This window comes from Ectobacillus antri (genome assembly GCF_003852715.1).
GTDB classification, from domain to species: domain Bacteria; phylum Bacillota; class Bacilli; order Bacillales; family Bacillaceae_G; genus Ectobacillus; species Ectobacillus antri.
On the sequence record NZ_RIAV01000004.1, the window covers coordinates 146,972 to 166,137 of the forward strand.

A 19,166-nucleotide genomic window follows, 5' to 3' on the forward strand; every position below is an offset into this window, starting at 1 on the left:
CTTTCTATATTTTTTGATAAAAAAACGGCTGAATAATTTTGAATTGATACTTTTCTGGAGATAAAATTTGCTCTGTACTACCCACAAACAGCACACCGCCCGGTCTTAGAGCATTGCTAAATTTTTGATATACCATATTTCGGGCTTCTTCGGTAAAGTAAATCATCACGTTTCGACACACGATTAAATCGTAGTTCTGCGCAAAAGTGTCAGTAAGTAAGTCATGCTGTTCAAAGGAAATCTGTTTTTGCAATGTTTTGTTTATCGTATAGGAATCATGTTGTCTCGTGAAGTATGTGTCTCTAAACAAAGCGGGAACTTCGCTTAGAGAACGCTCGTGGTACACACCTGTTTTAGCTACCTTTATAATGTGCGGGTCAATATCAGTAGCATGTATATGATACTGTAACCGCATATGCTCTAAAATCATAGCTAATGTATAAGGCTCTTCACCTGAAGAACAAGCCGCGCTCCAAATTTTAAGAGAAGTGTAGTCTGTTGATAGTAATGGTAATATATCTTGCTGCAGGATTGTCCATCTTACATAATTTCGAAAAAAATTAGACACATGTATAGTCAGGTAATCAACAAAGATATTGAAAAGCTCAGAGTTGAGTGCTTGTAAAAAAGCTTCATATGTTTGAAAGCCTTGTCGCAGTAAAAACGAATCCACGCGACGCTTCATGCGATCTTGTTTGTAGAGAGAAAGATCAATTCCTCGCATGATTTTCAGACGATGGCAAAATGCAAGATATGCGTGTTCTTCAGATGTTATGTTGTGCACAGCGGTATATCCTTTCTGTGATTGATAGAATTTACAGTAAGCGTAGCATACGTTCAAGCTGACGGTTTGCACGCTCGGTATGTTCTCCTGGTAAATCACAAATAAAAGTATCAATTCCGTTCTCTTTTGCAATATCTGCAGCAATAACAGATTTATGTGTATCTCCATTATAAAAACATACAACCAAATCGACTTGTTTAACGAGATTTCGAGTGTATTGCACATAATCAGAGCGATACAAAGGAATCAGTACATGATTGAAGGATGTATAATGTGCTCCTAGAGACAAAAAGTGTGAGACCATATCCTGAAACCATGCAGTCATGTTAGCAAAAGGTTGAAAAGTATATATATGCAAGTGAGGTGCATATGTTTCATTTTCAAGAAAGAAACGTAACACTTCGTTTTCAATAGATTTATAGCATAAAACATGAATGGAGTGTTTTGGTGCATATTGTTTTAAGAAAGTTCGAATTACTTTCTTATCCGCACTTGTTAATTGATTGGATCCACAAACAAAAAGATTCATTATCAAGCCACCTCACTCAAAATTTTAACATATTTGCAAAAAAATAAAACGATAAATTTAAGTATTTAAAATTACAATGGAAATAAAAAACGAAAAATAGTAAAATTTATATGTAAAACATTTTTATATTGTATAAAATTGATAGAAAAATATATTGTTTTAAAAAATAAACTGCTATACTTAAATAGAACTCGTGATAGTTGGAAGCCTCTCTCTTAAAATGTCTTTATACCTATATAAAACATTTTTTCCGAAAATAAATATAAATAAGAATATAATGTTGTAAAGGGGATATGTGTATGATGCGTTCCGTGTCGCTGAATCCAGCGTTTATTAATCCCGTTTCTACTTTTACGCCTCCAAAAGAAGGTAATACACTTTCTCCTAATTTTTATAAAGCCCTTCACGAGGGCGCCAAAAATGAAGATACTACCCAAAAAATGGAGCAACTTTTACAAGGGATTGAACATATAAAGGAAAAAATACAGGTAGAGTTAACAATTGATAACGTAATGGAGTACAAAGATGCAGTAAAATCATTTTTAAACTTTTATGTCGATCATCTTATGCAGTACCAAGATGTCATGTCAAGACATCCTAAATACGGATATGCACAAAAAATGACGGTTGTGAAACGAGTAGAAGCTGAAATGAATGAATTAGAAGACGTTATGAATTTGATTAATACAAAAACCGGTCACTTAGAAACACTTCATAAAATTGGAGAAATTCACGGATTGATTGTGAACTTAGTCTTATAAAGAAAAGAGGGACACATATGTATGAGCGTTTTACGAGTTGTATGAAAAACATTTGTAGTATATACAAAGAGATTGCGAATGTAGGCAATCAAATACATATACTGTTGATTGAAAAGAAAGTTAAGGATATTCAGCCGCTACAAATGCAAGTAATGAAATTGCTAGAGGAACTACAACACAAAGAAATAGAGCTCGCAAGTTTATTGCCAGATGGTAGTGTTGAGAAAATAATGCTCACATCTTCAGAACGCGAGTATGTAGAAACATTGGTGACAGAAATTCGACGTGAAGAACAGAATGCAAGACAAGTTTTAAAGCGAAATCAATATGCATTACAATTGCAAATTTCTATTACAGAAAACATTGTTGATTGTATTTCTGAAATGCATATGGAACAACACCATAATTCGCAAGTATTTGTAAACGAATTATTGTAAAAGGGGATTAGCAGAATATGAAGCTTAGTGAATATAATACATCGCTGTCCGGTTTAATGGCCGCACAATTGGGTATTTCTACGACAAAGCAAAATATCACCAATCTGCAAAGCGATCACTATGTGAGGCAAAAAGTCAATATGAGCGCTCTTGGTGCTGTACCAGATAGTCCAGGTCATGGTGTAAAGGTACTTGGTATTGAGAGAGTGGTAGATGACATTAAAACTGGACAATACAATAAGCAGCTGTCTGCGGTTTCGTATTACGAATATATGAAAACCGGCCTGATGAATGTTGAAAGCATGTTTCATGCTTCTGGGGATAATGGACTGTCAACACGTATTGATCGCTTTTTGCAAGCTTGGCACGAAATATCTAAAAATCCTACGCAATCTACGTATTATCAAACCGTTGTTTCTGAAGGTGTGAAGTTTGCATCTGAATTGAATCGTGTTGCAACTGATTTACGCACTGCAAAAGGGCAAGCGCAAGAAGATTTACAAGCTTCTGTACAAACTTTTAATAGAATTGCAGGGCAATTAGCAAACATAAATAAAAGAATCGCAGATGCTTCGACCGTTCCAAACCAACTCTTAAATGAGCGAGATCAATTGATTAGTGAGTTATCAACGTACGCACAGGTAGAGATTGGTTATGAATCCTTAAATCCTAATATCCCTACAATAAGGGTAGGTGGTATGATTGTTGTTTCGGGTACGGATGCTATTCCGATAACGCTACAAAATGGAATAGTACAATTAAACGATAAGCCTGCTTTGCTACAAGGTGGTCGTATAAAAGCAGCAGAAGAGCTAGATAAACATACTTCTGCTTATCTAGAAGAATTAGACACTTTTTCAAATAACTTTACTCAGAAAGTGAACGATATCGCAGGACAAGTATTTTTCGAAAAGAATGGAAACACCTTGCAAATAAATCCGACTTTTGTAAGCAATGCATTTTCCCTTGCGCTGAGCGCTGAAAAAGCCGAACAAATTGCGCAGTTGAAAAATACGACAATTCCATCAGGTATCACATACCAAAAGGCGATGGATCAGTTGAGTGTAAAAATTGCAACGGACACGAACACAGCGACATCTCAACATACTATACATGAAGAAGTGCTACAAGGAATCGATAAAGATAAACGCAGCGTAGAAGGCGTGAATCTCGACGAAGAAATGGTTAATTTAATGATGTATCAAAACTATTTTACAGCCAATTCTAAAGCCATTCGCGTGATTGACGAACTGTACGACACGTTATTTGGAATACTTTCATAAAGGTAGGAATCGACAATGAGAATTTCAACATTTCAACATGCCAACTGGACCAAGCATGAAATTATGAGAGTACAAACAAGTGTAGCGGAAAACCAACAAAAGGTATCATCCGGTAAGAAATACTTGCGACCGAGCGATGAACCGCTAGCGGCAGGAAAGACGTTAGCCATTGGGCATGCACTTAGACATATTGAACAAATGGAAAAAGATATTACGGATGTGAAGAATGTGTTATCTAACACAGAAGGTGCACTCAGTAATTTACGACAAGCTTTAGATCGCACTAATACACTCGTACTTCAGGCACTAAATGGAACGCAATCTCCCGAAGATAAAAAAGCAATTGCGCATGAAGTGGCCAGCTTAATTAAACAGGTCAAGTATTTAGGCAATACGCAATACGATGGACGCTATATTTTTGGAGGGAGTAAAACAGAGACGGCTCCCTATGATGATAATGGTGCGTACCAAGGTGATGATCAAAGTGTGACTTGGAAACTAAATGAAGGATATGATGTCACAATATTTCAAAGTGGTAATAAAGTGATTACCCCGGCACTTCGAACATTGGAAACTATCTATGAAAAACTAAATACAAATGATATGGCTGGTGTACAGACGGCACTCGCAGAAAACAGACGAAATACAGACAATGTGATTAATGCAATTACTGAAGTCGGAGCAATAGGCAGTACGATTCAAAGCTTCTCCGATATTTTAGGTACACAAAAAATCGCATTGGAGGAAAGCCGCTCCGCGGTAGAAAACATTGATATGGCAGAAGCGATTTCAGATTTATCGTATATGAATGCAACGTATCAAGCAACGCTCCAGGCTGTTAGCATGATGAACAAAGTAAGTATATTGAATTATATGTAGGAGGAATGAATAGTGGCCGGTACAGTTACAGCATATGGTTCAAACGGAACCCAAATATGGGGTCTTGGTAATACCCTTATTAACACAGCTGATCTTGTAGAAATGGAGCTGCAAGCGTTAGAAGCAAGAAAAAGCCCGATGCTTCGCCAGAAAAATACAGCGACAACAAACAAGCAAACGTACAGCAACTTTCAAAATGACTTTTCATCACTTATACAGGCAGTGCGGAAAGTTGCATCTTTTACTGGTAGTGAAAAAGCGGTCACGATGTCTACTGCTGGATATGTGGACGTAAAAGCAGGAGCGAGTGCAATTAGCGGCTCTTATAAGATTGAAGTTGCAAAATTAGCAACGCGTCATCAAGTTGGTGGAGGAACAGCAATTAATTTGGCAGCGACAGTGACCTCAGCAACGGGTGTTAAATTAAATGGAAAAGATGTAGTTATTGATGCAGGTATGACATATAAGCAGCTTATTGACAAAATTAATGGCGGGGACTATGGTGTATCTGTATATACGATTAAAGATGCCACCGGAGATCGTCTTTATATGACTGCCAAAAATTCAGGTGTAGCGTCAGCTATTACAATAGAATCAGGTACAGGGTCATTATGGCAAGATATTGGCATTGTAGACGGTAGCAATGCATTTAAAAATATTATAGAAGCGCAGGATGCAGAGTACTCTATTAACGGTGTATCTCTAACAAATGCTTCTAATACAGTAGAAAACATATTGCCTGGTGTTAGCATCACATTAACTACTCCGACGCCGGCTAATACACCGGTAACAGTGAACGTAGGTGACTCTTCTGTAAATGATTCTGTTTCTATCATTCAGGCAATGAGTAATGAATATAACAATGCCATTGGCAAACTTGGTACATACGGCGGTGAAGGCGGTGTATTACAAGGTTCCAATGCGGTATTGAGTACAAGCAGAGCTTTAGGAGCAATTAGTATATTTCAAGTCAACGGCAAATATGCATCTTCATATGGTATTCAAATGGATAAAACGGGACGGATTAACCTAGATGCTACAAAGCTGCAAGATGCTTTTAAGAAAGATCCTGACGGTGCAAAAGCTTTTTTCTTTGGTGCAAATGGACTTGGTAAATACCTTGAGAAGCAGTTGGACAAGGTGTTTGGTGAAACAGGTAGTATCGGTAGTAGAATTAAGAGTTATGATGAAGAACTGCAAAAAATTAATACGCAAATTACTAAAATAGATGAATTAAACCGCTCTAGACAAGATGCGATTATTGCGAAGTATGCCAAGTTAGAACAACAGATGGCAGCTTTGAATACACAACTGAATTACATTAAGGCTGTGACAAAGAAAGACAACGATGATTAAAAGGAGGAAGCAGCATGCAAGCGTGGCAACGATATATGCAAAATAGCATTATGACTAGTAACCCTATTAAAAACACAATCCTTATATATGAAAAAAGTGTTGCTGAGTTTCGTAATTTAGGAGAACTTTTAAATAATTTTCGTTTTCAAGAAGGGGATGCAGTAATTGAAAAGCTAGAGAATATTTTTGAAGAGCTTACATTGCAGCTAAATCCTGATGCAGATGAAGAGTTATACAAAAATCTGACTTCGCTTTATGAGTGGATCTTAGCAGAACTTAGCAAAATAAAAATGACAAGAACTGCAGAAGGAATTAATGATATGATTTATGTGCTTCAACAATTAATAGAGGGATACCAAGGGGCGTTGCATCATGCAGAGCAATGAACCCTATCTGGATTTTTTGAGTTGTTTTAATGAGTCGAGAAATATTATTGTATCCTACGAGAAACTACAAGAAAAAATGAACCACTTTAATCAGTGGTTTTTATCTCTTGAACAAGAAAAACGGGAAGTTTTGTCACAGCAACTTATTTTGTTGCTAGAGGAAGCAAAGTGCAAAGTGCAAGAAGAAAAAGATATATTAGAACAAATCATCTTGTCAGAAAATGCAAAAGGGCGAGCTAATTCTACGTATGGAAAATATGTATAAAGGGCAAGGAGATATGAACTGTGGATTTTGTGGGCGGAATTAGCAATTACATGAGTTACTTGACGGCAAGGCGTGATGTTATCTCGGGGAATATTTCCAACGCCAATACGCCGGGTTATAAAGCGAAAGATGTAAAATTTATTGAGAGGCTAAACGAGGAGGGTGCTGTACAACAAATAAAGCGGAACAATGCACTTTTAACTACGCACGAACGGCATATTGCCGTTATGTCGCAAATAAATCGTCCGTATCAAATTCAGGTGGGCAATGCTAAAGTTAACCAAGATGGAAATAGTGTAGATACGACGAAGGAAATGATTGAATTAATGAAAACCAATCATCTTTATTCTCTAGCTGTTGGAGCACTGAATAGTCAAAAAGTAATTAATCAAGCAGCACGAGGAAAGTAGGGAGTGTATATGTTTAATGCCTTGAATATAAGCGGTTCTGGATTAACTGCTGCAAAGAAATGGATGGAAGTAACGTCTAATAATATTGTGAATATGAATACAACAAATGGGCCGAATGAAGCACCGTATTTTAGACAGCGCGTTGTTTTGCAAGACGCTCAACAATTTTCTGGCATGCTTGAAAGTACGGGCAAAGGTGTGCATATTAAAAGTATATCCGTTGATCAAACAGAACGACTTGTATATGAGCCGACACATCCTCATGCGAATGCCGAAGGGTATGTAAGGTATCCGAACGTTGACTTAACGGCTGAAATGACCAATGCGATGATTGCACAAAAGATGTATGAAGCTAACACATCTGTTTTAAATGCGAATAAAAAAATGCTCGATAAAGATTTAGAGATTGGAAGAGCATAGAAAGAGAGAATATCATGCGTATAGATCAAATTACAAACTTTAAACCCATTACTTTGTCAGCGCGCCCTCTTTCGGGAGAAAACGAAGGCAAGCAATTTCTTTCTCTGTTAAATGAAATGACACAAACACAAAATGCAAATCAAGTTGCGACATATAACTTAATTACCAAGGGTGAGGGAGAAGCGAGTCAAGTTTTAATTTCGCAAATGAAAGCTGAAAGCCAGATGAAGACAGCTGCATTAATACGTGATAATGTGATTGAAAATTACAAGCAGCTAATGAATACGCAACTGTAAAAGGATGGGCTAATTGATGGAGAAACTGAAAGAAATAGCCGGGAGTCTTAAGTCTTGGCACAAAATGGTGATTGGCGCAGTTCTCCTTGCGATTGTGACCAGTGTTTCATTGTATTTCACATTACCGGATAACTACGCAGTTTTATATAAAAATTTAAATGAAACGGATCAGCAAGAAATTTTAGCCGAACTTTCTAAACTAGGTGTTGACTATCAGCTACAAGAAGACGGCTCTATTAAGGTACCAGACAAAGATGTAGTATGGGTACGAGCTAGTATGCGTGAGTTAGGATTACCTAACAATGGCGCTGGCGGAGATGATATTTTATTAGAAAGTTCCCTCGGGCTCAGTGAGCAAGATAAAAAAATGAGACAAACTGTTGGGATTCGCAAACAACTGGAAAGTGATATTGTAAAAAATATTAACTCTATTGAAACCGCAAATGTACAACTTACCTTACCTGACAAAGAGAGCATCTTTGATGAAAAAACACCTAGCGGAACAGCTGCCGTTACGATTGGTGTTCGCGGCAATCAAGGTCTCACACAGGAACAAATTCTCGGTATTCAATATATGGTTAGCGCTGCAGTACCCGGCGTGAAAGCTGAAGATGTTAGCATTATTGACAGTAAAAAAGGCGTTATCTCCAAGTCAGCAGACGTAGCACAAAACGCTTCTTCTTCTTTTGAAAAAGAGCTGGTTATGCAAAGACAAATTGAAGAACGACTCAAACAAAACATTTCCGAAACGCTGGTGAACTTGTTTCAATTAAATAATTTTCATGTAAATACAAGTGTGAAAGTGAATTATGATGAAGTAACAAGACAAACGGAAATGTATGGTGATCGAAGCATGCTTCGCAGCAAGCAAGACCAAAAAGAAAAATCCACTGCAACGGAGAACAGTGGTGCTACAACGGAAGCCGGCATTGCTGCAAATGGAGAAGTTCCAAATTATAACAATAACAGTGTAGAAGGAAATATACTGTATAATCAAGATAATAGCAACACGACAGAAAATTATGAAATTGATAAAACAGTAGAAACTATTATTAAGCATCCTGAATTAACAAGTACAAATGTTGTTGTATGGGTAGATGAGGAGACATTATTCAAGCGCAACATGGATGCAAATACCTTTAGGCAAGCAATTGCGACGGCTGCAGGTTTACAGGCAGATGCCAATGGTAGCTTTACAAATGGGCAAGTTACGGTTGTTCCTGTAGACTATGCAAAACAAGAACAGGCCAAACCAGCAAAGGTAGAAGAAAAGGGTAACAATTGGCTTATAATTTCAGGTATAGTAGCGGTGGTAACTGCATTGCTCTTAGGAGCAGGTGGGGTTTATGTAATGCGCAGACGCAAGCGTAAAGAAGAGCAGACTGTTGAAGAAGATAGAGAAGATTTGTTTGTTATAGAAGATATACCAGCTCATAAAGAAGTTGCAGCAACAATAAATGACGAAGGTTCTCAGGAGCCGTCTTTAGATCAGCAAGTGCAAGAACTTGCCAAGGAAAATATTGATGAGGCTGCAAGAGTCCTGAAAAAATGGTTAAATCAGTAGAATAGTGAGGGAAGAACATTGAGCAAAAACGAACAAATAACCTCACGAGAAAAAGCAGCTATCTTAATTCAAGTTTTGGATGAAGATACGGCTGCTGAAGTGGTAACTCGTTTAAATGAGGATGAAAAAGAAACCCTGTTGCGCGAGATTTCACGATTTAAGAAATATCCAACAGATACTTTACAAGATGTTCTTGGACAATTTATGCAAGAAATGAGTATTCGCGAATTAAGCATGATGGCACCAAATCGTAACTATATTCGCAGACTCTTTAAAAACATGTCAGATGAAGAATGGGAAGCGTTAATTCAAGATATGTCACTAAATCCTGATAATCCGTTCGATTTTTTAAACTCTGTAACTGATTTAGAGTCACTTTTAACAATTTTAAATGATGAATCACCACAAACGATTGCTATTATCGCATCACATATTAAGCCGCAGTTAGCATCACGACTAATTGAAAAATTACCTGAGCAAAAAATGGTAGAAACAGTTATGCGCATCGCTAAGCTAGAACAGGTTGATGGTGACTTAGTTAACCAAATTGGCGAACTATTAAAATCAAAACTTAAGCATATGTCATTTGGTCCTACGAATAAAACAGACGGTTTGAAAACTATTGTAAATATTTTAAACAATGTATCACGTGGTGTCGAAAAAACGGTATTTGAGAAGCTTGATGTAGAAGATTATGCCTTGTCTGAAAAAATTAGAGAAAATATGTTTGTCTTTGAGGATATTCTACGACTCGATGATTTGGCATTGCGCCGTGTTCTTGAAGAAATTAAAGACAATAACTTGCTTGCAAAAGCGCTTAAAAGTGCAAAAGAAGAGCTTAAAGAGAAATTGTTTACATGTATTTCGTCTAGTCGTAAGCAGATGATTGTTGATGAAATGGACGGATTAGGGCCACTTAAGGTTGCGGATGTAGAGAAAGCACAACAAGTAGTGACAAGCACCGTTAAACGTTTAGAGAAGGACGGTAAAATTGTCGTACAGCGAGGTGAAGAGGATGTCATTATTTAAGAACAGAATTCCCAGGAATTCTGTTTCTTTTTCGGATGAGCAATTTAAGCTTCGTTATAGTACAGAAGAGAAAGACGAGTATGTAATTCCTCAGGTAGATATCGTGAACTTTACAATTGAAAAAGAACAGCTACAAAAAGAGCGTGAAGAACTTGCAGAAGTCAAGAGACAGTTGGAGCTTCGTGAACAAGCTTTGCAGCAAGCACAACTGCAATTTCTTGCTGATAAACAACGCTTAGAAGAAGAACTGGCACAACAAGAAGTAGCGCTGTCACAAGAAAGACAGCAATTACATTATGAAGTACGAGAGTTTCTTTGGGATAATACATTGAAATTGGCTGAAAAAGTTGTTAATCAAGCGATTGATACGAAACAGCTTTCGATGCTGGAAATTTTAACAGGTATTGTAGAAACTTTGCCGATTGCTTTTGAGAAGCTACGGATTACTGTACATCCTGATACTTATGAATATATTCAACAAGAAGAAGCACGGGCACAATGGCTTTTAGGCATGGTAGAATGGAAATTTGATTTTTCACTTGGTTTGGGAGAATTCGTTTTAGAAGAAGAAAAAGAATACTTTGAATATCGCATTGGTGCTATTTTTAAACAACTGCGCGAAAGAGTTACCGAAGTTAGAGCGGAGGGGGAAGAGATGTGCACCTAAAGCAAGAACAAAAGCTATGGGATCAATTTATTTCCGCGCCCTTATACGTAACCAAGGGCAGAATTCATAGTGTACAAGAGCAACTCTTTATAGCAAAAGGTCCCAAAGTAAAAATTGGTGATATTTGTGCAGTCGGAGAAAATCGTGTGTTGTGTGAAGTGATTGCAATTGAAAAAGAAAATAATATGTTATTACCACTTAACCAAAATGAAAAGGTCAGCTATGGGGACTGGGTGATAAAGCTTGCAGAAGAAGTTAGTATTCCGCGTGGGAAACACTTGTTAGGAAAAGTACTAAACGCGAACGGAGAAATCCTTAATCGTGCTGAACAGCCTCCTGTTGATAAAGTGAAGCTTGATAGTCCGCCCATTCATGCATTTGAGCGGCAGGCCATCACAGATGTCTTTGAAACCGGCATTAAGGCAATTGATTCCATGCTAACAATTGGAATTGGGCAAAAAATTGGTATTTTTGCCGGATCCGGTGTCGGAAAATCCACATTACTTGGCATGATTGCGAAAAATGCTAAAGCAGACATAAACGTTATTGGTTTAGTTGGAGAGCGCGGACGTGAAGTGCAAGATTTTATTCGTAAAGAACTGGGCGAAGAAGGAATGCAGAAAAGTGTCGTGGTTGTCGCCACGTCTGATGAGAGTCATCTTATGCAAATGCGTGCTGCAAAGCTTGCTACATCCATAGCAGAATATTTCCGTGATCAGGGTAATAATGTATTGTTGATGATGGATTCTATTACTCGTTTTGCTGATGCAAGAAGAAGCGTTGATATTGCAGTAAAAGATTTACCCATTGGCGGAAAAACATTGCTAATGGAAAGTTATATGAAAAAGTTGTTAGAGCGGTCAGGAAAAACACAGTTAGGATCAATCACAGGAATTTATACAGTGCTAGTAGACGGAGATGATATGAATGGTCCAGTTCCTGATCTAGCGCGTGGTATTCTTGACGGTCATATTGTGTTGAAGCGTGAATTGGCAGTGCTTGGTCATTATCCAGCTATATCGGTGCTGGATTCAGTAAGCCGGATTATGGAAGAGATTGTAGAGGAAGCGCACTGGCAATATGCGAATGAGATTCGCAAATACTTGTCTCTTTACAAAGAGAATGAGCTATACTTTAAACTTGGAACAATTCAGCAAAACGCGGAAACTGCGCATATTTTTAAAGCAAAAGATAAGGTGCCTTTTATTAATGAATTTCTAAAGCAAGGTCGTTCTCAATCATATCAATTCCATGAAACAATCGAAAAAATAGGTCAGCTTTCTTCCTCTTAAAATCTTCCATCAACATGATGGAAGATTTTTTTATTAAAAATATAAAAATATTATAAAAATCTAAAAGAAATTTTTTAAAAAAAGATATATAATAATAGATAGATGTATGTATAAAGGAGTGCAGACTTGTGAACAAAGAGCAGTACCAAATTATCAACATGCAAATGAAACATGAAGAGCATCAAGTTATGAAGGAAATTGGTTTATTGCTCCAGGAACTGCAAAATGTAACCACACAGAAAGAACGAGAGTTATATCGTTTAACTTCTCGCTCAAGAATGTTACAAACGGGAGCAGACGTTGCAGGAGGAATTCTTTCTTTACATACATTCGCACCTGATAGATTAAAAGAGTATGATAAACGAATTTTAAAAATTCGAGAATTTATACAAAAAAATGAAACGATCTTGCAGCAAATTCGAGAAAAACAAAAAGTGGTACAAGGGCTGTTTGTGGAACAGGTGCGGGAGCACGAACGAGAAATGACAAAAAAAGAAGAACGTCATCTATTAGATTTTAAGATGTGTTTAGCAGTTGCTAAGTAGTAAAGGAGATTATAAATGAATATACAAATGCAAGTTGCAGAAATGCTATCGCTATATCCAGTGAAAAAACCTCAAACGCCTTTATACGATATACAAAATTTACATAATGTAAATGGTTTTTTCGATATGAATATGCTTCCAAAAGTAAACGAAGTAAGTTCAAAAATTGATGCAGCGGAATTAAGTAGTGCACATTCAAAAAGCAAAGACGTTCTACTTTTGACTAGATCGGTTTCTGATATAGATTATACAGTTTTCTCTTTGTCGGACTTGAATCTTTTGTCCGCTGTATCTAAGCAACAACTTGAATTGGAGAAAGTAAAACAGGACGAAGCAAGTTTGGTTCCACTGATACTAGCTCTGCAACAAGCACAAGAACAATATGGCAATATCAAAATTGACCAGCTACCAAACAATATACAAACTGATATATTGAATGCCTTACAGGTAAGACAAGATATACAATATTCTTATTTATTTTCCGAAGACACTACTGGAAGCTTATTGCAAAAATTAGAGGCACAACAAGTAATTTCTACGGAAGTATACAATATTTTTATTCCTAAAAGAAATATAGGTGACCAATCAGATTTAGATAGGATTCTCGATACTAACGATTTCCAAAGCGAATTGTTATCAGGGAATGAAGGTAGATCTAATGATACATTTGTGGGTATGGTGGATTCTATTGCTAACAACGAACAAGTATCCATAGTTCATCTAACGGAAAAAGACAGTGTTGGTGTACAGAGTGAGAAACTAAATATATCTTCTTTGCAACATCAACTTCACTCCAAAATACATGATATTCAAAAATATACTGTAAAAAGTGACCGTGTACTTTTACAGCTAACACCGGAATCATTGGGATCTTTAGATGTTTATATTAAGAAAAATGGTTCTTTGATTCAAATTCACATAGACATTGAAAAGAATGATGCGAAGTCTTCCGTAGAAGCGGTGTTACATGAAATAAAAGAGAGATTGCAAGAACGATCTGTACAAGTTGAAGTAAGTTTCTCTGAAAAGCATCAGGAAGAGAAAAGAGAGGGAAATGAACAGAGCAGGCAGCAGGAGCGACAATCACAACAACAAAAACAAGAAAAAAAACAAAATGAAGATACTAATATGATATTTCATGGATTACTAGGGGGGGCAGAAAATGAAGATTGATGGCAATAGCATCTATACGCCAGTTACACAAAAAACGCAACAAAGTGTAACGCAAGGTATGATGCGGAAAGATGACTTTCTCAAACTTTTTTTAACAAGCTTACAATATCAAGATCCTTCTAATGCAATGGATATGAATCAGATGATGAATCAAATGTCACAATTGTCATTGATGGAGCAAGTGCAAAATATGACAAAATCAATTGAGACGTTCTCAAATGCTGTTCAGTCCAATGCAATTGAGGGTGGGATGAAATTTTTAGGTAAGGAAGTCGAGGCTGCAAGTGAAAGTGGGGAAGTAATTGTAGGAACAGTGGATCAAATTCGCCTAAGTGGTGGTAGCATTCAGTTAGTTATTGGTGACCAAATCATTTCTATGCAACAAGTTATTTCAGTAAAAAACAAAATTGAGAAGTAAGGAGAAATTAAGATGATTCAGTCATTGTATACGAGTATTTCAGGTATGAAAACGTACCAAGAAGCATTGAGCGTTACATCTAATAATATTGCCAATTCACAAACTGTTGGATATAAAAGACAAAAAGCAATATTTGATGATTTGTTATATCGAACTACATCAGGATCAAAAGGAGATGATAAGTACGCTGGAACAAATGCAAAGAGTATAGGTAGTGGCGTAAAGCTAAGTGGTGTTAACACGGACTATACGAGTGGTGTTCTAACCTTAACAGGTGGGAAGACAGATGTAGCTTTTGAGGGAGCAGGTTTTTTCCTACTTGGAGATACGAATGGAGCAAATAATACGTATACACGTAAAGGAACATTCTCTATATCTGCGGATAATCGCCTTGTGAATGCAGAAGGAAAATATGTCTTGGGTTATGGGACGGTAGCAGGTACAAATAATATTGATTTTTCCAAAAGTCCGCAACCAATTTCAATCCCTTTAGGTACAGCAGTAGCAGGTCAAGAAACTAACTTTGGTAAAATTTCAGGAAATTTGGCTAAAGATGAACCGACAACTAAAATTCAGTTTCCGGTGTATGATGTAGCTGGAAACAAGCAAATGTTGGATGTAACGTTTACAGAAAATCCAGACGGATCGGTTTCATTTAGTGCTACTATTGATGGAAGTGCTACCCAAATTATCACAGGAACACCGGATGGGTTAGGTGGATATGTCGAATCTACGCAACCAACAGGCACCATCATATTTGATGCACAAGGAAACTCAAGTAATGATGAAGAGAGAAGATATGTTGAGATTGGAGGTAAAAGGATTGAGTTAAACCTAACTGATATTACTCGTTATCCAACGGATAAAACATTAAAGGTTACTGATGTAACGGGTAGAGCAGCAAGCATTCCTACAGATTTTGCTATTACTGATGGTGGTTATGTTATGGTTAAATATTCAGACGGTAGTGTAAAAACAGCTGGACAGTTGGCAGTGGCAACGTTTCCGAACGAAAAAGGTTTGGAGAAAATAGGGAATGGTAATTATGTCGAGGGACCTTCAGCAGGAAACGTTAGTATTGGTGTATCCGGGCAAAACGGCGCAGGTATTGTACGAGGCGGTGCGACAGAGGGCTCTAACGTAGACTTATCAACAGAGTTTGTTGACTTAATGGTATATCAGCGTGGTTTCCAAGGAAATTCTAAAGTAATTAAAGTATCTGATGAAGTGTTAAACGATATTGTAAACCTAATTCGTTAATAAAAAGGGGATTTCACTATGACAACACGTGAGGAGCGTATCCTGAGTTTACCGTTTTTTCAGGATAAGCAATTGCTGGCAAAGCAAATTATACAGTTTGAAAAAGAAACGGGAGTCTACTTACCGAATCAGTTTGAAGTCAAGCAAATTCCTCCGTATGAGTTTGGCGAACGCAAAGCGGTAATAGGAAGAGTACATGCCTTTTATTTTATCGGCATTTGCAAGGAGGGTGTTTGGCAATACCAAGCTTTTGCAAATGAAATGAAGTGCAAGGAGTTTTTTATCGCGCTGCCCGGTGAGGACAAAGAGCTTGCTTTTTGGCTAAACAATATTGAATTGCTGGCATAGGGGGAACTGCGATGAATAAGTACCGTGTTACGTTTTTAACAGCAGAGGGCTTGGAGCAACGAAGCATTATGGAGGGGCATAATCTGCCTGATCTTATTCAAAAAGTAGAGCGAATTATGTCAGACCCGCTCGGCTATTTTACAAATGATAAAAACAACTGCTATTTTCAAGTGATTCGAGAGAATATATCTTACATTCAATATGAACTCTTGTTTTCAAATACACCGATTCATTTTGAACGGATTAAAGAATTACCGTCTGCCGTGTTTCAACAGTTGTTTGTAAAAGTGCCAAATCCAGAAGTGTATGCTTTGGCATGCAAAGGTCTGGACCTTGCTACAAAGGAGCGGATGCTTTCAGAAATGCCACTCGCGTTTCGTACGTCTGTAGAAGCAACTTTACAACAAACTGTAGATGCAACAACAGCAGAGGTATATGAAGCGCAATCACTACTACTGCATGAATTAACGGATATTACAAGATAACTAGTATTTCAAATTGAAAATGAGAGGGAAACGTAGCGAAATAGCTAAGGCTTACATGGTGAATTTATTTCTCCTCTCTCTATATAAAACATACGCACTATTGATACAGGCGTGGAAGGGGATTACTATGTCACAAAGTATTTTATTAGAAAGCGGCACAAATGAACTGGAGATTGTTACATATACGATTGGAGAAAGCTTATTTAGTATTAATGTAATGAAAGTGCGCGAAATTATTAATCCAATGCCTGTAACAGCGGTTCCGCAGGCGCATACTGCTGTAGAAGGCGTGGTACAGGTGCGAGGTGAAATCTTACCGGTTATCAATTTGGCGCAGTGCTTAAACATTGAAAGCATAAAACCATTGGAAGAAACAAAGTTCATCATTGCTGAATTGAATCAAATGAAGGTAATCTTTCGCGTGGATGAAGTACATCGCATTCAGCGTATTTCATGGGAACAAATCGAAGAGCCTGGTTCTTTGTCTATGGGTCTTGAGGAAACAACGTCCGGTATTGTGAAGCTAGAAGGCAAAATTGTACTTCTATTGGACTATGAAAAAATTGTCGTAGAAATCAGCGATTCTTCGGGCTATGAAGCGAAAAAACTACCAAACAATGAAGATGGTTTAAATCGTGGAGACAAGGTTATTTATATTGCTGAGGATTCTCATATGTTAAGACAAATCTTAGAGCAAACTTTAACTGCAGCCGGCTATAAAAAGCTACAATTCTTCAGCAATGGAGCAGAAGCGCTTGAGCAAATTGAAAAGCTTGCGAAAGAGCAAGGAGAGGGTATGCACGACCATTTAAATCTATTAATTACCGACATCGAGATGCCGAAAATGGATGGCCATCATCTTACAAAAACGGTAAAAGAACACCCGATTGCACGCACGTTGCCAGTTATCATTTTCTCTTCGTTAATTACAAACGAATTGTATCATAAAGGTGAAGCCGTAGGAGCAGATGCACAGGTAAGTAAGCCTGATATTGAGAAGTTAGTAGGCTTGGTGGATCAGTTTATTTTTAATGTGTAAGTATAAGAGAAGGTAGTGAACGCTACCTTCTCTTATATGTAAATACCACAAGTTTATGACAGCGATAGAAAAATGAAAGCGCAAGAGCTTCGTGCTTTATATCGTATGGTTTTATCCAATACGAGTTTCTTTTAGGACCGGCTGAAACTGCACACGGACCGTTTTCTTCACTCTTCTAAAAAGAGTGTTTTTTTATTAACTTAATCTATATATGTTCAACTATATAAGTCTACATAGTTTTTTCGACATAGAAACAGAAAGAAAATCACAGCGCTAGAACGCCTCGCTACGTGTTGTATGGTCTTATTGAGCGCGTGCAGCTTTTAGTCCTCGCCCGAGTCCACACATCGCCCACTCTTCTCTCCAAACAAAAAAGATTGACGATTTTTCTAGTGGCACGTATATAATAATATTTTTACGTTCTTTTTAAAGAATGAAATTACTAAAATGTATTGACGGATAATTCAAAAATAGGGTACACTATAGTTAATCAATGAAATTGAATATAAAAATGTTCTTTATAAAAAACAAAGGGGCGAAATTTGAAAATGAATCGTAACGATATGATCCATATACTAACAACATTGCAAGACGCTCTATCTGCTAACATATCTGTAAATGAGTTTGAAGCAACTGCAGCGAAATTTGCAGAGCAATATGGTATACAGGGGGAAGAAGTCATATATTTATATGAAAAAATGGTCGCGTTTCAAGGTGCTGTAACAGCACTCGGCGGAGAAGAAGCGTATGAAAAATCCGAAACAGTTTGGCTAAAAGAAGAATTAGAACTTTTACTTACTGTATATAAGTTCTTTCAAAAGAACGGTATTAGCGTGGTTATCATCTCTGAGCAAATTAGCAATGAGATGTTATCAGTGTTTCCTAAAACGAAAAGCCAATTACAAAATACCTACTATAAACTCAGAAATGATAAAATGTCACTTGAAAATACAACAAAACAAAAACCAGGAAGAAAGCCTGGGCAAGAATACAAGAGAAGATCAAAACGGAAACTGGAAGCTTCACATGCGTTGTTACATAGAGAAGCTGAAGTGCTACGTGATGAGCCGCGCAAAAATCTGGTTCATCTATTATCCGGCATGATTCATAACTTTCAAACGATTTCTCAGCACAATGAAGTACGTGAGCGCCAAATGTATCAATTAATAGAAGGGATATATGAGCTTTCAAATCTAGCGGTGGATCATGCAAAAGAAAATTATGGTGCAGAAGAAGAGTTAGAGCAATTACGCGCTGAAACAGCACGTCTGAAACAAGAAAAAGAAGAGCTGTTAAGCGGCATTCAACATATGACAGCCAACATCAATTCCTTTGTAACAAGCAGCGATATTGAACAAATCAAGGGTTTATCTCAGTTTGTGTATACATGTAAAAGTGATTTGCATAAGCTTGGTATGTTGCAAGAAGATTCGGAATTACAGAGAGTAACACAAGAAGTGTAAGACAAAAAGAGGCCGGGACATAACTGCATTATGTAACTCTAAAGCCGACAGAATAGAGAATAACGAACACTCATAAA

Annotated in this window: 24 protein-coding genes; 22 read left to right on the forward strand and 2 right to left on the reverse strand. The window is 37.3% G+C overall.

Going from position 1 to position 19,166, the window contains the following annotated elements; translation table 11 throughout:
* Positions 1-4: 4 nt before the first annotated feature.
* Together EEJ45_RS06370 and EEJ45_RS06375 are read right to left on the reverse strand one after the other, a co-directional pair.
* Complete coding sequence (locus EEJ45_RS06370) at positions 5-784, reverse strand: CheR family methyltransferase (protein ID WP_380017753.1); 780 nt, start codon at positions 782-784, stop codon at positions 5-7.
* A gap of 31 nt (positions 785-815) precedes the next feature.
* Entirely contained in the window at positions 816-1,313 is a 498-nt protein-coding gene (locus EEJ45_RS06375; protein ID WP_124563956.1) for a flagellar motor switch protein FliG, read from the reverse strand.
* Between the two features lie 299 nt (positions 1,314-1,612).
* On the opposite strand from EEJ45_RS06375, the gene EEJ45_RS06380 reads away from it, so the two are divergent.
* From EEJ45_RS06380 to EEJ45_RS06480, 22 genes are all read left to right on the forward strand, one after another.
* A complete protein-coding gene (locus tag EEJ45_RS06380; RefSeq protein WP_124563957.1) occupies positions 1,613-2,074 on the forward strand; it encodes a DUF327 family protein in 462 nt (153 codons plus the stop codon).
* A gap of 17 nt (positions 2,075-2,091) precedes the next feature.
* A complete protein-coding gene (locus tag EEJ45_RS06385) occupies positions 2,092-2,511 on the forward strand; it encodes a hypothetical protein (RefSeq protein ID WP_124563958.1) in 420 nt (139 codons plus the stop codon).
* A gap of 17 nt (positions 2,512-2,528) precedes the next feature.
* A complete protein-coding gene (gene flgK, locus EEJ45_RS06390) occupies positions 2,529-3,794 on the forward strand; it encodes a flagellar hook-associated protein FlgK (protein ID WP_124563959.1) in 1,266 nt (421 codons plus the stop codon).
* A 15-nt stretch (positions 3,795-3,809) separates the two neighbouring features.
* On the forward strand, positions 3,810-4,673 hold the full coding sequence (locus EEJ45_RS06395; protein WP_124563960.1) for a flagellar hook-associated protein 3: 864 nt from the start codon (positions 3,810-3,812) through the stop codon (positions 4,671-4,673).
* A 12-nt stretch (positions 4,674-4,685) separates the two neighbouring features.
* Entirely contained in the window at positions 4,686-6,029 is a 1,344-nt protein-coding gene (locus tag EEJ45_RS06400; RefSeq protein WP_164464210.1) for a flagellar hook-associated protein 2, read from the forward strand.
* Positions 6,030-6,043: 14 nt separating this feature from the next.
* A complete protein-coding gene (locus EEJ45_RS06405; RefSeq protein WP_124563962.1) occupies positions 6,044-6,415 on the forward strand; it encodes a flagellar export chaperone FliS in 372 nt (123 codons plus the stop codon).
* Positions 6,402-6,680, forward strand: a complete 279-nt coding sequence (locus EEJ45_RS06410) for a hypothetical protein (RefSeq protein ID WP_124563963.1) — start codon at positions 6,402-6,404, stop codon at positions 6,678-6,680. Before EEJ45_RS06405 ends, EEJ45_RS06410 begins: the two co-directional genes overlap by 14 nt.
* Before the next feature lie 20 nt (positions 6,681-6,700).
* Entirely contained in the window at positions 6,701-7,090 is a 390-nt protein-coding gene (flgB, locus tag EEJ45_RS06415) for a flagellar basal body rod protein FlgB (RefSeq protein ID WP_124563964.1), read from the forward strand.
* A 9-nt stretch (positions 7,091-7,099) separates the two neighbouring features.
* A complete protein-coding gene (gene flgC, locus EEJ45_RS06420) occupies positions 7,100-7,510 on the forward strand; it encodes a flagellar basal body rod protein FlgC (protein ID WP_124563965.1) in 411 nt (136 codons plus the stop codon).
* Between the two features lie 14 nt (positions 7,511-7,524).
* A complete protein-coding gene (fliE, locus tag EEJ45_RS06425; RefSeq protein ID WP_124563966.1) occupies positions 7,525-7,806 on the forward strand; it encodes a flagellar hook-basal body complex protein FliE in 282 nt (93 codons plus the stop codon).
* 16 nt (positions 7,807-7,822) lie between these two features.
* Positions 7,823-9,370, forward strand: a complete 1,548-nt coding sequence (gene fliF, locus EEJ45_RS06430) for a flagellar basal-body MS-ring/collar protein FliF (protein ID WP_124563967.1) — start codon at positions 7,823-7,825, stop codon at positions 9,368-9,370.
* 18 nt (positions 9,371-9,388) lie between these two features.
* The gene (gene fliG / locus EEJ45_RS06435) at positions 9,389-10,399 is read left to right on the forward strand and encodes a flagellar motor switch protein FliG (protein ID WP_124563968.1); all 1,011 of its coding nucleotides are present in this window, start codon (positions 9,389-9,391) and stop codon (positions 10,397-10,399) included.
* Positions 10,386-11,066: a FliH/SctL family protein gene (locus EEJ45_RS06440; protein WP_124563969.1), complete on the forward strand. Its 681-nt coding sequence runs from the start codon at positions 10,386-10,388 to the stop codon at positions 11,064-11,066. Before fliG ends, EEJ45_RS06440 begins: the two co-directional genes overlap by 14 nt.
* Positions 11,057-12,358: a flagellar protein export ATPase FliI gene (locus EEJ45_RS06445; protein WP_124563970.1), complete on the forward strand. Its 1,302-nt coding sequence runs from the start codon at positions 11,057-11,059 to the stop codon at positions 12,356-12,358. Before EEJ45_RS06440 ends, EEJ45_RS06445 begins: the two co-directional genes overlap by 10 nt.
* 128 nt (positions 12,359-12,486) lie before the next feature.
* Positions 12,487-12,903, forward strand: a complete 417-nt coding sequence (locus EEJ45_RS18345) for a cytoplasmic protein (RefSeq protein ID WP_164464211.1) — start codon at positions 12,487-12,489, stop codon at positions 12,901-12,903.
* Between the two features lie 15 nt (positions 12,904-12,918).
* Positions 12,919-14,076: a flagellar hook-length control protein FliK gene (gene fliK, locus EEJ45_RS06450; protein WP_124563971.1), complete on the forward strand. Its 1,158-nt coding sequence runs from the start codon at positions 12,919-12,921 to the stop codon at positions 14,074-14,076.
* Positions 14,066-14,494, forward strand: a complete 429-nt coding sequence (locus EEJ45_RS06455) for a flagellar hook capping FlgD N-terminal domain-containing protein (RefSeq protein WP_124563972.1) — start codon at positions 14,066-14,068, stop codon at positions 14,492-14,494. Before fliK ends, EEJ45_RS06455 begins: the two co-directional genes overlap by 11 nt.
* 12 nt (positions 14,495-14,506) lie before the next feature.
* Positions 14,507-15,754 carry a flagellar hook protein FlgE gene (gene flgE, locus EEJ45_RS06460; protein WP_124563973.1) on the forward strand — a complete coding sequence of 416 codons (1,248 nt, stop codon included), beginning with the start codon at positions 14,507-14,509 and terminating at the stop codon, positions 15,752-15,754.
* 18 nt (positions 15,755-15,772) lie between these two features.
* Entirely contained in the window at positions 15,773-16,102 is a 330-nt protein-coding gene (locus EEJ45_RS06465; RefSeq protein ID WP_124563974.1) for a DUF3964 family protein, read from the forward strand.
* An 11-nt stretch (positions 16,103-16,113) separates the two neighbouring features.
* The gene (locus EEJ45_RS06470; protein ID WP_124563975.1) at positions 16,114-16,587 is read left to right on the forward strand and encodes a FliG C-terminal domain-containing protein; all 474 of its coding nucleotides are present in this window, start codon (positions 16,114-16,116) and stop codon (positions 16,585-16,587) included.
* Positions 16,588-16,708: 121 nt separating this feature from the next.
* Positions 16,709-17,626 (forward strand): chemotaxis protein, encoded by a 918-nt coding sequence (locus EEJ45_RS06475; protein WP_124564044.1) that lies wholly within the window; start codon positions 16,709-16,711, stop codon positions 17,624-17,626.
* A gap of 548 nt (positions 17,627-18,174) precedes the next feature.
* Positions 18,175-19,089, forward strand: coding sequence for a DNA-binding domain-containing protein (locus tag EEJ45_RS06480; protein ID WP_245999840.1), 915 nt, complete (start codon positions 18,175-18,177; stop codon positions 19,087-19,089).
* Positions 19,090-19,166: the final 77 nt, after the last annotated feature.